The organism is Novosphingobium sp. (genome assembly GCF_049240505.1).
Lineage (GTDB): Bacteria > Pseudomonadota > Alphaproteobacteria > Sphingomonadales > Sphingomonadaceae > Novosphingobium.
In genome coordinates this window covers 37881-50803 of sequence record NZ_JBMLSM010000042.1, presented here as the reverse complement: position 1 = coordinate 50803, position 12923 = coordinate 37881, and the positions used below count along the sequence as shown (strand labels likewise).

The following is a 12923-nucleotide window of genomic DNA, read 5'->3' as shown; positions in this document are numbered from 1 at the left end:
AGGACGCCGCCCGTTATTACCGCGACTACGAGAACGCGATCCACGCCATCGGCGCGGCATCGGCGGGGCGCGGCATTGTCGAAGGGCCGGGCATCTCGATCAAGCTGTCCGCGCTGCACCCGCGCTATTCCCGCGCGCAGGCGGATCGCGTCATGGCCGAACTGCTGCCCCGCGTGAAAGCGCTGTCCGCGCTGTGCATGACCTATGACATCGGGCTGAACATCGACGCGGAAGAGGCCGACCGGCTCGAACTCTCGCTCGACCTCCTGGAAAGCCTTGCGCTCGATCCCGCGCTGGCCGGGTGGAACGGGCTGGGCTTCGTCATTCAGGCCTATGGCAAGCGGTGCCCGGCGGTGATCGACTGGATCGTCGATCTTTCCCGCCGTGCCGGGCGGCGCATGATGGTCCGTCTGGTCAAGGGCGCCTATTGGGACGCAGAGATAAAGCGCGCGCAGGTGGACGGGCTGGCCGATTTCCCGGTCTATACGCGCAAGGTCCACACCGACGTTGCCTACATCGCTTGCGCCCGCAAATTGCTGGCCGCACCCGATGCGGTGTTCCCGCAGTTCGCCACGCACAATGCGCAGACGGTGGCCACGATCTATCATCTGGCAGAGGCGGATTTCAGCACCGGCCAATACGAATTCCAGTGCCTGCATGGCATGGGTGAACCGCTCTACCGGCAGGTCGTCGGCGCGGACAAGCTGGACCGCCCGTGCCGCATCTATGCGCCCGTCGGCACGCACGAAACGCTGCTGGCCTATCTCGTTCGCCGGTTGCTGGAAAACGGCGCGAACAGCAGCTTCGTCAACCGTATCGGTGATCCTGCGGTTCCGGTGGATGATCTGGTGGCTGATCCGGCAGAGGTGGTGAAAGCCATGCCCCAGCCCGGCGCGCGGCACGATGGCATTGCCCTGCCGTCAGCGCTTTATCCCGACCGCCGCAATTCGACGGGAGTCGATCTGGCCAGCGAAAGCACGCTGGCCACGTTGACCGCAGCCTTGCAGGACAGCGCGAAAGTGGAATGGCGGGCAGGACCGACCGAAGCGCAAGGCACATTGCGCTCAGTGCTGAATCCCGCAGATCACCGCGATGTCGTTGGCCATGTCGTTGAAGTCGATCCCGCCTTTGCCACGGCAGCCGTCGCCCGCGCCGCCGGTTCACGCTGGCGCGACGAACCCGTGGCAAGCCGTGCCGCCATTCTCGAACGCGCCGCCAGCGCCATGCAGGCGCGGATGCCCATCCTGCTTGGCCTGATCATGCGCGAGGCGGGCAAGTCCTTGCCCAACGCCATTGCCGAAGTGCGCGAAGCCATCGATTTCCTGCGCTATTACGCGGTGCAGGCCCGGCAGACCTTCGGCGCGGCGCAAATGCCGCTCGGCCCGGTCGTGTGCATCAGCCCTTGGAACTTCCCGTTGGCGATCTTCACCGGACAAGTGGCCGCTGCGCTCGTGGCGGGCAATCCGGTGCTGGCCAAACCGGCTGAGGAAACGCCGCTGATCGCCGCCGAAGCCGTGCGCCTGCTGCACGCAGCGGGCGTGCCTGAAGACGCGCTGCAACTGGTGACCGGCGATGGCCGCATCGGTGCGGCGCTGGTCGGCGCGCCCCAGACCGCTGCGGTGATGTTCACCGGGTCCACCGAAGTCGCGCGCCTGATCCAGCGTCAGCTTTCCACGCGCCTTTCGCCCAAGGGCCGCCCCATCCCGCTGATCGCCGAAACCGGCGGGCAGAATGCGATGATCGTCGATTCCTCGGCCCTGGCCGAACAGGTCGTGGCCGATGTGATTGCGTCTGCGTTCGACAGCGCGGGCCAGCGCTGCTCTGCCCTGCGCGTGCTGTGCCTGCAGGATGAAGTCGCCGACCGCACGCTGGCCATGCTGAAAGGCGCGCTGCGCGAACTGTCCATTGGCCGCACTGACGCGCTGAATGTCGATATCGGGCCGGTCATCACGGTTGAGGCGCGTGACACCATCGAAGCCCACATCATCGCGATGCGCGCCAAGGGCCTGACTATCGATCAGCAATCGCTGCCCGAAGACACCGTCCACGGCACGTTCGTTGCCCCCACGATCATCGAGATCGACAGCATGGCCGATCTGGGCCGCGAAGTGTTCGGCCCGGTGCTCCACGTCCTGCGCTTTCGCCGCGAACGGCTCGGCCAGTTGATCGATGATATCAACGCCACCGGCTATGGCCTGACCTTCGGCCTGCACACGCGGTTGGACGAGACGGTTTCGCACGTCACTTCGCAGATCATGGCGGGCAACATCTATATCAATCGCAATGTGATCGGCGCCATCGTCGGCGTGCAGCCCTTCGGCGGGCGCGGCCTTTCCGGGACCGGACCCAAAGCGGGTGGCCCGCTTTACCTTGGCCGATTGGTGGACCGCCCGCCGGTGTTTGCCGCACGCGCTTCGCACCTCTCCACGCCGATCCACCAGTTTGCCGAATGGCTCGATACGCAGGGTGAACGCGATGCGGCATTGAAGGCGCGCCGCTATGCCGATGCCTCGCCGTTGGGGGTGGAACTTGAACTGCCCGGCCCGGTTGGCGAACGCAATCTCTATGCGCTGCATCCGCGCGGCACGATCCTGCTGCGCCCCTCCACCCACGCCGGTTTGCTGGAACAGATGGCCGCCGTCCTTGCCACCGGCAATCGCGGCATGGTGCAGGGCATGAACCTGCCCGAAGGCCTGCCCGCCGCTGTGGCCGCTGCCTTTGCGCCGCGCCCTGCCGAAGCCTTCGCCGCTGTACTGGCAGAAGGGGATGCAGCATTCATCGAAAGCACGCTGGCCGATGTTGCCGCGATGCCCGGCCCGGTTCTTTCTGTCCACACCGCCAATGCGCAAAGCCCGTGCGCCTATGTGTGCGAATGGCTGGTCGAGGAAGTCTCAACCTCAATCAACACCACCGCAGCAGGCGGCAACGCCAGCCTGATGATGATCGGGTGAAATCCTGCCCAAATCCTGCCCAAATCCTGCCAAGCCTGTCAGCTTGCCGCTTGCGCCGTGATTGCGGAAACGCGAACATCAGCGCTACGGGAGATGACGCTTGGCCAGCATGGATATCGACCTTTCAGAGCAACAGCTGCTGCTGCGCGATGCGCTGCAAAGGCTGACAGTCAGCGTTGATCGCCCGCAATGGGCGGACCTGTGCGAGAGCATCGGCCTTGGTGCCTTGACCCTGCCAGAAGCGCTGGGCGGCTTTGGCGGCGGGGTGGCTGACATCGCACTGACGATGGCGGAACTCGGCCCCGCGCTGGCCGGGGCGGACTGGCTTTCCCATGCGGTGGCGTGCCTTGTGGCGGGCGATGCGCTGCCCGATGCTGAAGACTTTGCCAGTGGCACGCGCCGCGCTGCGCTGATCTGCACGGCAAACGCAGTGAATCTGCCACAGGTGATCGCACAGCGGCGTATCGAAGGCACCGCAACGCTTGTTTCGGGCGCTGCCGGAGCGCACCTGTTTGTGCTGGTGATCGAAGGTCAGCGCTATATCGTTCGCGCCGATGATGCGGGCCTCATGTGCACCACGATTGCGATGCACGATGGCACCCAGACCGCGACGGTCGATTTCCAAGGGGTGAGCGCCGCCGCGATCGGGCCGGGTGACACGGATGCCGACGCGCTGATGCAACTGGGTCGCTGTGCCGAAGCCGTCGGCCTGATGCACCGGATGCTGGTCGATACCGCCGATTACCTTGCCCAGCGCCATCAGTTCGGCGCGCCGATTGCCTCGTTTCAGGCATTGCGGCATCGCCTTGCCGATATGCACCTCGCCCTCGCACAAGCGGAGGCGCTGACAGAGGCGGCCGTCATCGCGCCGCAGGATGCAACCGCCGTCGCTTCTGCCTGCTATGGCGTGCGCGATGCTGCGCGGATCGTGGGCGAAGGTGCAGTGCAGTTGCACGGCGCAATGGGATTGACCGAAGAACTGACGCTTGGCGCGCGGTTCAAACGCCTGCTGACGATCGCGGCAGGCCTCGGCAGCGAAGCCGCGCTCGTCGGCATTCTACGCGCGGCCTAACGCAACAAAGCCTTGGCAATCAGATCGCGCTGGATCTCGTTAGACCCGGCATAGATGCTGGCTGCGCGATCATTCAGATAGCGTGGCACCGCCACAGCTTCGTCCACCGGCGTCTGGCCGTTCGGCATAGCCCATGCGGCTGGCCCCTGTATCTCGCAGGCGAGCGCGTCAATCCGCTGCATCGCTTCGGTGCCCAGCACCTTCAGCGTCGAAGCCATCAGCATCCGGTCGCCCGCGTCGTTGCGCATGGCCTTGAGTTCCAGTGCCTGAAGCGCGCGCAACCGAACCTGTTCCGCGACGACCCGCGCCTGCAAGAGCGGATCGACATCGCGCCGTGCCTCCAGTTGCCGCAGCCGCGCGATCAGCGGCGGGGCATATTTGCCGCCGCGCTCGAACGCCAACAGGTGCTTGGCGACGGTCCAGCCATCGTTTTCCTGCCCCAAGCGATTGGCCTGCGGCACGCGCACATCGTCAAAGAACACCTGGTTGAACTCATGCTCGCCCGCCAGAGTGCGGATCGGCTTCACCGTGATGCCGGGCGTGGCCATGTCCAGCAGCAGAAACGTAATCCCGGCCTGCGGCTTGCCTTCTGTCGATGTGCGCACAAGGCAGAACATGCGGTTGGCAAAGTGCGCGTGCGTGGTCCAGATCTTCGATCCGTTCAGCACGTAATCCGCGCCGTCCCGATCCGCGCGCAGCTTCAGGCTGGCAAGGTCCGATCCCGCACCGGGTTCGGAAAAGCCCTGGCACCAGTAATCCTCGCCGGAAAGGATGCGCGGCAGGTAATGGGCCTGCTGCTGCGCCGTGCCATAGTGTATGATCACCGGCGCCACCATCTTCAGACCCATCGGCGATAGCGAAGGCGCACCCGCCGCAGCACATTCCGCCGCAAAGACATAGCGCTGCATGTCGTCCCAGCCCGGCCCGCCGAACTCGGCAGGCCAATCGGGCGCGGCCCAGCCCCGGCGGTGAAGGATCGCCAGCCACGGCATGGTCACCGCCGGATCGACGAACACGCTGGTCGCCCGCGCCGCGCCTTCGCGCAAGGCTGGCGTCAGCTCGGCAGCAAGGAATGCGCGCACTTCGGCACGAAAGGCTTCGATCTCGGCGGGCGCGGTGTGGGTCTGCATCGTCATGCCTCAAGGAGATGACGCGATGCGCGGCATTGCGAAAGCTGATGGATGCGTCAGGATGATCCTGCCCCAACAAAGCCCAGCCCGGCGGCAAGCTGGATCGATTGCGCCCGGCCCGTCGCGCCCAGTTTTCCGGCGGCGTTGCGCAGATGGAACCGCACCGTGGAATGCGACATGTCGAGGATCGTGGCGATTTCGCCATCGGTCTTGCCCGCCGCTGCCCAGCGCAGGCACTGCACTTCGCGGCGGGTAAGCCGCTGCGGCACCGATGCGTTTCTTGGCCGTCCGCGCGCCTCGTTGTGCGTGGCCACCATGCGCAGCGCCAGCGAATGCATCGTCGCGCCGTGCTCTGCAAAGCGCTCCGCCACGCCCACCGCTTCTGGCGCGCACCACACCACCGCGCCCACGATACCGCGCGGCAGATGCACCGGCGCAATGATCGCCTCGCCGGGAAAGGTCCGCGCAATCGCCGCGCAGTCCACCCCATCCAGAAGATGGCTCGGCCGCCACGATGCCAGCTTTCCGCCTGAATAGAAGAACGGCTCTGCCGTCAGCCGCGCCGCCGTAAGGAACGGCGATTGCAGTGCGAGCTTGCGATCGCGCCAGTAATGGTGGCCCGGATCGACCCAGCGAAACGCCGTTTCGGCATAGGGTCGTCCCGCCTCGTCCGCCATCGCCTGCGGATCGCCCAGATCGGCCTGCGCCGCGATGAAGGGCATTGCCACCCGGTCCCCTGCCGCCTGAACCTGCGCCACCAGCGCGGGCATCAAGGCCCAGCATTCCGCGCCGCCTTCGGGATTCGCATCGGTCAAGAAATCGGCCCTTCTGCTTGGTCTTCGCAAAACCTGACGGGGATGACAGCTTGCCGCAGCACCCGGAAAAACGTCCTCTTGCATCACCCTTGGCGGAAGGCTGGCACAAAGACCCGGCCACCGACAAGGCCCAATGAAGGCCAAAGGCCTGAATGAGAGGATCGGACATGAAGGGACGTTTTGGGGCATTTCTGGTCGGCACCGCGCTGTGGACCTTGGGCGCAATGCCGGCATCCGCCGCAGAAGAGCCGCAAGCCACACCTGCTGCCGGTGCGGACGAAATCATCGTCACGGCCCAGCGCCGCGCGGAATCGCTCAACGATGTGGGCATGGCAATTCAGGCCGTGACCGGCGAAACGCTGCAGGCCCTGCGCGTGACCGACCTGCGTGATCTGACCACCATCGCGCCCAGCTTTACCGTGGCGCAAAGCTATCAGGGCGTGCCGACCTACACCCTGCGCGGCATCGGCTTCAACACGATCAACCTCTCGGCCACGTCCACCGTTGGCACCTATGTCGATGAAGTGGCCTATGCCTATCCGATCATGAACACCGGCCCGGTGATGGACCTTGAACGGGTCGAAGTGCTCAAAGGCCCGCAGGGCACGCTCTATGGCCGCAACACCACGGCAGGCCTGATCAACTTCATCACGGCCAAGCCCACCGATACGTTCGAAGGCGGCGTAACCGCCGATATCGGCAATTACCAGACGTGGAACCTTGGCGCGCATGTCTCTGGCCCCTTGGGCGAAGGCGTGGCGGCACGCATCGCCGTGCGGTCCGAACAGTCGGACAAGGGCTGGCAGGTCAGCAATTCGCGCGGTGAACGGCTGGGCAAGGTCGACAAGCTGGGCGTGCGCGCTGCACTGGCTTTCGATCCTTCGGATGCCACGCATATCGATCTGTCGGCGTTCTGGTGGCGCAACCGGTCGGATACCATCGCCGGGCAGGGCGTGGGCTTCACGCCTGCCACCAATCCGGTGGGCGGCACCAGCAATTCGCGCTTCTTCAACGCGCCGGGTCTGGCCGCCTATATCGCCGCCAACCAGCCGACCAGCGCCACGCAGGCCGATTGGGCACCCGAAGCCACGCGCTCTGCCGATATCGGCACCGGCCTTGGCCTCGATGGTCCCTTGCGTGAAAACAACCGGTTCTGGGGCCTGAAACTGCGCTGGGACCAGTACCTTGGCGAAACCACGAAGTTCGTCTCGCTCACCAGCTACAACGATTTCCGCCGCGATGCCCTGTTCGACTGGAGCGGATCGCCGTTCGAAATCCTGATCCAGAACGGCGTGGGCCGGATCAAATCCTTCGCGCAGGAAGTCCATTTCGAAGGGGAAACGGAAACGATCAACTGGCTGGTCGGCGGCTATTACGCAAACGACCGCATCCTCGATTCCAACCGCACCCAATTGGGCCAGAACGCCAATGTCGGCCTGATCCGCGCGGCAGGCGCAGGGCTGCTGGCCACACCGTTCAATTCGCTGGGCTACACCCCCACGCAAATGGCACAGGCCTTCCGTACTTATGAGGATATCGGCAATATCCGCACCCGCACCTGGAGCATTTTCGCCAATGCCGATTGGCAGTTCACGCAAACGCTGAAGCTGACCGCAGGCGTGCGCTACACCGAGGATCGCCAGCGCTACAACGGCTGCTCGCGCGATTTCAACGGCAACATGCTGCCCAACGTCAATGTCGTGAACCGCGCGCTTTACTTCCAGAGCTATGGCGTATTTGCCGCGCCGATATCGCAGGGGCAGTGCAACACATTCGATCCTGTCACCGGCACGTTCGGAGAAGTCCGCTCGGTCCTGAAGGAAGATAACGTGGCATGGCGCGTCGCGCTCGACTGGTCGCCCAATGACGATACGCTCGTCTATGCCTCCGTCTCGCGCGGGTACAAATCGGGCACCACGCCGATCAACGCCGCAAACCTTGCCCGCCAGAATGCCCCGGTCACCCAGGAAAAGCTGACCGCCTATGAACTGGGCTTCAAGGCCAGCCTTGCCGACCGCCGCGTTCAGGCCAATGTCGCCGCGTTCTATTACGATTACCGCGACAAGCAGATCAGCACCTACTTTGCCGATCCCATCTACACCGCGCTGTCCCGGCTCGATAACGTGCCCGATTCAGAAGCCTATGGCGTGGAAGGCGAACTCACGCTGCGCCCGGCAGACGGCCTGACCATCACCGGCAACGCGCTCTGGTTGAAAACGCGGATCAACGGCTACAACGGCACCAACGCCGCGGGGCAGCCACAGAACTTCGATGGCGCGGAATTCATCTACAGCCCCCGCTGGCAGGCCAGCGCGCTGATCGCTTATGAAGCGCCGGTCGCAGATGGCCTTACCGCCAGCGCCACGATGGGCCTGCGCCACCAATCGCAATCGAACACGATCTTCGAAGATATCGATATCTACAAGATCGATGCCTTCACCGTGGTCAACGCCAACATCGGCCTGAAAAGCGACAGCGGCTGGTCGGCCTCGCTCTGGGCCAAGAACCTGTTCGACAAGTATTACTGGTCCGCCGTGGCCAGCAACGCCAACGTCGTGGTGCGCTTTCCCAACCAGCCCCGCACCTTCGGCCTGACCCTGGGGTATAACTTCTGATGGTGGAAATTGCAGCAATGGCTGACAACTACCTTGGCACGCGGATCGATTTCGCATCGCCGCAGGGGGAGCCTGCACTCCTGCCGCCGGATTCGGTGCAATGGCGCGTCTACAAGAACCAGATAGCGCTGGGCATTGGCGGGATCGCGGCGGTGTTGCTGGAATTTGCCGAGCCGCGCATCCGCAGCGGGGTGTGGGATCATTCGACATACAAGGTCGATCCCATCGGGCGTTCACGCCGCACCGGCACGGTGGCATTGCTGGCCTGCTATGGCCCGGCCAGCACCGCACGCAACGTGATCGGCATGGTCAACCGGATGCATGGCAAAGTGGTGGGCGAAACGCCCGGCGGCGAAAAATACCGGGCGATGGACCCGGTGCTGCTCGATTGGGTCGCGGCCACCGCATCCTATGGCTTCCTGATGGCCTATGACCGGTTCGTGTCCCCGGTGACCGAGGCCGACAAGGACCGCTTCATGCGCGATGGCGAAGCGATCGGCCGCCAGTTCGGCGCGCGCCGCACGCCGCAATCGATCGCTGATTTCATGGTGATGATGGAAGAACTCGAACCCCGGTTCGAACCGCACCCGATCATCTCAGAATTTCTCGGCATCATCGAATCCGGCCGCGCCGCGCCCAGTATTCCAAAGTTCCTGCACCGCGCGGTGGCACGCGCCGCAGTATCGCTCCTTCCACCGCATATCCGCCAATGCCTTGGCCTTGGCCGTGAATACGACCTGTCGGTGCCCGAAAAGCTGGCGCTGAAAATGGCGGGAAAACTGGCCGACAAGCGCATGGACGCCAAGTCCGCACCGGTGCAGGCATCGCTGCGGTTGGGGCTGCCCGCAGACTTCCTCTATCGCTCACCGGCGCAGCAACGCAGGCTGCTTGGCGAAATGCGAGAGCCTGCGTTCGCCTGACGTATTGAACGCAACGTTCACGCCACAACCCTCGTCATCCTGAACTTGGTTCAGGATCCATTTCGCCAATCATGCCAAGGCTATTGGTCGAGAAATGGACCCTGAGACAAGCTCAGGGTGACGATAATTATGAAGCTGACGCCCGCTTGCGGAACGCCTCAAACGTAATGCGCGGTCGTCTTTTCGCGCACTTCCTCAGGCGTAACCCCCGGCGCGCATTCGACCAGACGGAACGGGGAATCGTGATCGGCACGCTGGAACACGGCAAGGTCGGTCACGATCATGTCGACCACGCCCTTGCCGGTCAGCGGCAGGGTGCAGGCGGGGATGAACTTGGGGCTGCCGTCCTTGGCGCAGTGTTCCATTACCACGATGATCTTCTTGACGCCCGCGACCAGATCCATCGCGCCGCCCATGCCCTTGATCATCTTGCCGGGGATCATCCAGTTGGCGATGTCGCCGTTTTCGGCAACTTCCATCGCGCCCAGCACCGTCAGGTCGATCTTGCCGCCACGGATCATGGCGAACGACTGCGCGCTGTCGAAATAGGCCGAATGCGCCAGTTCGCTGATCGTCTGCTTGCCCGCGTTGATCAGGTCGGCGTCTTCATCGCCTTCATAGGGGAACGGACCGATGCCCAGCATTCCGTTTTCGGATTGCAGCGTTACCGTCATCCCCGCAGGAACGTGGTTTGCCACCAGCGTCGGGATGCCGATGCCAAGGTTCACATAGAACCCGTCCTGCAGTTCCCTTGCGGCGCGGGCGGCCATTTCGTCACGGCTCCAGCCCTTGGTCAGGCCATCATGCGTGGTCATCAGACGGTCTCCCTCTTGCGGGTGGTGCGGAATTCGATCTGCTTGTCATAGGGCGCGCCCACGACGATGCGCTGGACATAGACGCCGGGCAGGTGGATCGCATCGGGATCGAGCGCGCCGGGTTCGACCAGTTCCTCAACCTCGACCACGCAGACCTTGCCGCACGTGGCGGCGGGCACGTTGAAATTGCGCGCGGTCTTGCGGAACACCACGTTGCCGGTGGTGTCGGCTTTCCATGCCTTCACGATGGCCAGATCGGCAAAGATGCCCTGTTCGAGAACAAACTCTTGTCCGCCGAACTCTTTGATTTCCTTGCCTTCTGCCACCAGCGTGCCCACGCCGGTCTTGGTGTAGAAGCCCGGAATGCCAGCACCGCCAGCGCGCATCCGTTCGGCCAGGGTGCCCTGCGGAGAAAACTCCACTTCAAGCTCGCCTGCAAGATACTGGCGCTCGAACTCCTTGTTTTCGCCCACGTAGGACGAAATCATCTTGGCGATCTGGCGCGTGCGCAGCAGCTTGCCCAGGCCCTGATTGTCGATCCCGGCGTTGTTGCTGGCCACCGTCAACGCCTTGACGCCGCTTTCCACGATGGCGTCGATCAGCCTTTCGGGAATGCCGCAAAGGCCAAAGCCACCGCTGGCGATCAGCATTCCATCGTGCAGCAGCCCGTCAAGCGCTGTGCGGGCATCGGGATAGATCTTTCCGGCCATGAATCCTCCGTGTTTGAACGAAGATTAGGGCTTGATTGCCTTTTGATCCAATGATTAATTTTATGACTCATTGATAAGAGCTGCTGATGCATAAACTGGCGATCTACCACCTCGAAACGTTGCTGTGGATCGTCCGGCTCGGTACGTTCCGCGCCGCAGCGGAACGGCTGCACACCACGCAGCCCGCCATTTCCGCCCGCGTGCGCGAGATCGAGGGCCAGCTTGGTGTCGCCATCTTCCGGCGCGAAGGGCGCGGCGTCGTCCTCACCGCGCGCGGACGGCAGCTTGTGCAGGATTGCGAGCCGCTGCTGGCCGGGCTGGAAAGCGCGCTGTTGGAAGCGGGAAACCACGCGGGCGCGGCGGGCATCGTGCGCATCGCCGCAGGGGAAATTGCCGCCGCCACCTGCCTGCCGCAGTTTGCAGGCGCCATCAGCAAAGACCTGCCCGGCGTCACCCTGCATATCGACCTCGATCTGACGGCGCGGATGCTGCAGAACGTGCTGGCGGGCACGCGCGACATTGCCTTTCTGGCAGGCCCGGTCGCCAGCCCCGGCCTGCGCACTGCCCCTATCGGGGCGGTAGACCTCGCGTGGCTGGCAAGCCCTTCAATCGCCACGGGAAACGGCCTGTCCGGCGGCATCCCGATCTGGTCCGTCGGGGAACATTCCCCGCTCCATCGCGTGACATGTGAGAGCCTGAAGGCAGCGGGACTGCCGGTGCGGGCGATCAACACCTGCAACAATGTCGAGGCGATGCTCGGCATCGTTGCAAATGGTGCGGGGGCGGCGGTCTTTCCAAAAGTGATGGCGCGGCGGCTGATCGAGAGCGGCCAACTGGCCGAATTTCACACTCGCCCGAAATCGCAATTGCGGTTCGAAGTGGCAATCCGTTCGAACGAGACGGACCCCGTTGTGCTGGAGCTTTTCCGGCGCGCCGCGCACCTGTCTGTCGCCGGTTGAGGACAGCTTAGGGGCGCCTAGGTGCATCTAGGTGCACTTCAGAAATGCGCTCATCCCAGCGGCGGTCCGGGGGCATCGGGAAGCGCGAACGCGGCCCTTCGCCCCATTCGGGTGACAGCTTCTTGGGCGCATGGGCCGCCGGATCTTCAAGATACGTGGCGTATCGGCGGCGGCACGGGTACTCCGCGCAGGGTTTCAAGCACATAGGCGCGCACTTCCGTCGCGGCATCGGAGTTTGCACCCAGCATCATCAGCGCGTCCAGCGTGATCGAATTTTTAGGTGCCCTGATTGGCACGCTTCAGCATGGCCTCAATGCCCGCCCCATCAGAATGAACAATGCGGTGCCATCGGCCACGACCTTTCAACCTGATGCGGATTCGATCGGAAGGCCGGCAAGGACCGAGGGGAGAGGGTTCATGGTGCAGTTGCTCTATGTTGGAAGCGCCGGTGCGAGGTGGGAAACGTCATCCTGAAACGAGTTCAGCATGACGGTATCTTAGGGTGTCTACGCAAACTGCACCCCGTCAAACGCCTCACGCGCATCGCGGATCTGCGGGGCGCGGGCGTTGATCCAGTCTATCAGGCCTCGCGCCTGTGTGTGCAGGTCGGTGCCCAGCGGGGTCAGCGCATAGCTGACCCTGGGCGGCACGTCCGCCGTCACCGCGCGCACCACAAAGCCATCGCGTTCCAGCGTGCGCAGTTTCAGCGTCAGCACCCGCTGCGAAATAGCCTGCTCTGCGGAAAGTTGCGCCAGCGTGCGGCGCAGTTCGGCGTGGCGGAACGTGCCGGTGCCCAGCACCAGCAGGATCAGCGTTGACCAGCGATCCCCCAGCAGGCCCATAACCTCGCGCGCGGGATCATCGCGGTCCTTGCCGTGAAGCGCCATTTCGGCGGCCAGATCGGCCAGTTCGCGCTGTTCCATACGTCCCTGCATG

11 protein-coding genes are annotated in these 12923 nt (G+C 63.9%); 5 read left to right on the top strand and 6 right to left on the bottom strand.

Features of this window, described 5'->3' with window-relative positions:
• Together putA and ACOVQ0_RS03995 are read left to right on the top strand one after the other, a co-directional pair.
• A partial coding sequence (putA, locus tag ACOVQ0_RS04000; protein WP_421880415.1) for a bifunctional proline dehydrogenase/L-glutamate gamma-semialdehyde dehydrogenase PutA occupies nt 1–2951 on the top strand: 2951 nt, incomplete at its 5' end.
• A gap of 109 nt (nt 2952–3060) precedes the next feature.
• Nucleotides 3061–4023 carry an acyl-CoA dehydrogenase family protein gene (locus ACOVQ0_RS03995; RefSeq protein WP_421880421.1) on the top strand — a complete coding sequence of 321 codons (963 nt, stop codon included), beginning with the start codon at nt 3061–3063 and terminating at the stop codon, nt 4021–4023.
• Here the strand turns inward: ACOVQ0_RS03995 and ACOVQ0_RS03990 are convergent.
• Together ACOVQ0_RS03990 and ACOVQ0_RS03985 are read right to left on the bottom strand one after the other, a co-directional pair.
• Nucleotides 4020–5153, bottom strand: a complete 1134-nt coding sequence (locus ACOVQ0_RS03990; RefSeq protein WP_421880419.1) for an acyl-CoA dehydrogenase family protein — start codon at nt 5151–5153, stop codon at nt 4020–4022. The two genes, ACOVQ0_RS03995 and ACOVQ0_RS03990, sit on opposite strands and share 4 nt — an antisense overlap.
• Nucleotides 5154–5209: 56 nt before the next feature.
• Nucleotides 5210–5968, bottom strand: coding sequence for a helix-turn-helix transcriptional regulator (locus ACOVQ0_RS03985; RefSeq protein WP_421880413.1), 759 nt, complete (start codon nt 5966–5968; stop codon nt 5210–5212).
• A gap of 167 nt (nt 5969–6135) precedes the next feature.
• Between ACOVQ0_RS03985 and ACOVQ0_RS03980 the strand changes: the two genes are divergently transcribed.
• Together ACOVQ0_RS03980 and ACOVQ0_RS03975 are read left to right on the top strand one after the other, a co-directional pair.
• Entirely contained in the window at nt 6136–8583 is a 2448-nt protein-coding gene (locus tag ACOVQ0_RS03980; RefSeq protein WP_421880411.1) for a TonB-dependent receptor, read from the top strand.
• Between the two features lie 17 nt (nt 8584–8600).
• Nucleotides 8601–9503: an oxygenase MpaB family protein gene (locus ACOVQ0_RS03975; protein ID WP_421880409.1), complete on the top strand. Its 903-nt coding sequence runs from the start codon at nt 8601–8603 to the stop codon at nt 9501–9503.
• Between the two features lie 158 nt (nt 9504–9661).
• On the opposite strand, the gene ACOVQ0_RS03970 is transcribed toward ACOVQ0_RS03975, so the two are convergent.
• Both ACOVQ0_RS03970 and ACOVQ0_RS03965 read right to left on the bottom strand, forming a co-directional pair.
• Nucleotides 9662–10318 (bottom strand): CoA transferase subunit B, encoded by a 657-nt coding sequence (locus ACOVQ0_RS03970; RefSeq protein ID WP_421880407.1) that lies wholly within the window; start codon nt 10316–10318, stop codon nt 9662–9664.
• The gene (locus tag ACOVQ0_RS03965) at nt 10318–11028 is read right to left on the bottom strand and encodes a CoA transferase subunit A (RefSeq protein WP_421880405.1); all 711 of its coding nucleotides are present in this window, start codon (nt 11026–11028) and stop codon (nt 10318–10320) included. Before ACOVQ0_RS03965 ends, ACOVQ0_RS03970 begins: the two co-directional genes overlap by 1 nt.
• Nucleotides 11029–11114: 86 nt before the next feature.
• On the opposite strand from ACOVQ0_RS03965, the gene ACOVQ0_RS03960 reads away from it, so the two are divergent.
• Entirely contained in the window at nt 11115–11987 is an 873-nt protein-coding gene (locus tag ACOVQ0_RS03960) for a LysR family transcriptional regulator (protein WP_421880403.1), read from the top strand.
• Nucleotides 11988–12133: 146 nt separating this feature from the next.
• On the opposite strand, the gene ACOVQ0_RS03955 is transcribed toward ACOVQ0_RS03960, so the two are convergent.
• Together ACOVQ0_RS03955 and ACOVQ0_RS03950 are read right to left on the bottom strand one after the other, a co-directional pair.
• On the bottom strand, nt 12134–12283 hold the full coding sequence (locus tag ACOVQ0_RS03955) for a hypothetical protein (protein WP_421880401.1): 150 nt from the start codon (nt 12281–12283) through the stop codon (nt 12134–12136).
• A gap of 210 nt (nt 12284–12493) precedes the next feature.
• A complete protein-coding gene (locus ACOVQ0_RS03950; RefSeq protein WP_421880399.1) occupies nt 12494–12922 on the bottom strand; it encodes a winged helix-turn-helix transcriptional regulator in 429 nt (142 codons plus the stop codon).
• Between the last annotated feature and the right edge of the window lies 1 nt (nt 12923).

What these genes read in the sequence shown, in the direction of transcription:
- ACOVQ0_RS03960 (WP_421880403.1), top strand. Translation starts at nt 11,115, where the DNA reads ATGCATAAACTGGCGATCTACCACCTCGAAACGTTGCTGTGGATCGTC.
- ACOVQ0_RS03995 (WP_421880421.1), top strand. Translation starts at nt 3,061, where the DNA reads ATGGATATCGACCTTTCAGAGCAACAGCTGCTGCTGCGCGATGCGCTG.
- ACOVQ0_RS03990 (WP_421880419.1), bottom strand. Translation starts at nt 5,153, where the DNA reads ATGCAGACCCACACCGCGCCCGCCGAGATCGAAGCCTTTCGTGCCGAA.
- ACOVQ0_RS03980 (WP_421880411.1), top strand. Translation starts at nt 6,136, where the DNA reads ATGAAGGGACGTTTTGGGGCATTTCTGGTCGGCACCGCGCTGTGGACC.
- ACOVQ0_RS03965 (WP_421880405.1), bottom strand. Translation starts at nt 11,028, where the DNA reads ATGGCCGGAAAGATCTATCCCGATGCCCGCACAGCGCTTGACGGGCTG.
- ACOVQ0_RS03970 (WP_421880407.1), bottom strand. Translation starts at nt 10,318, where the DNA reads ATGACCACGCATGATGGCCTGACCAAGGGCTGGAGCCGTGACGAAATG.
- ACOVQ0_RS03975 (WP_421880409.1), top strand. Translation starts at nt 8,601, where the DNA reads ATGGCTGACAACTACCTTGGCACGCGGATCGATTTCGCATCGCCGCAG.
- ACOVQ0_RS03950 (WP_421880399.1), bottom strand. Translation starts at nt 12,922, where the DNA reads ATGCAGGGACGTATGGAACAGCGCGAACTGGCCGATCTGGCCGCCGAA.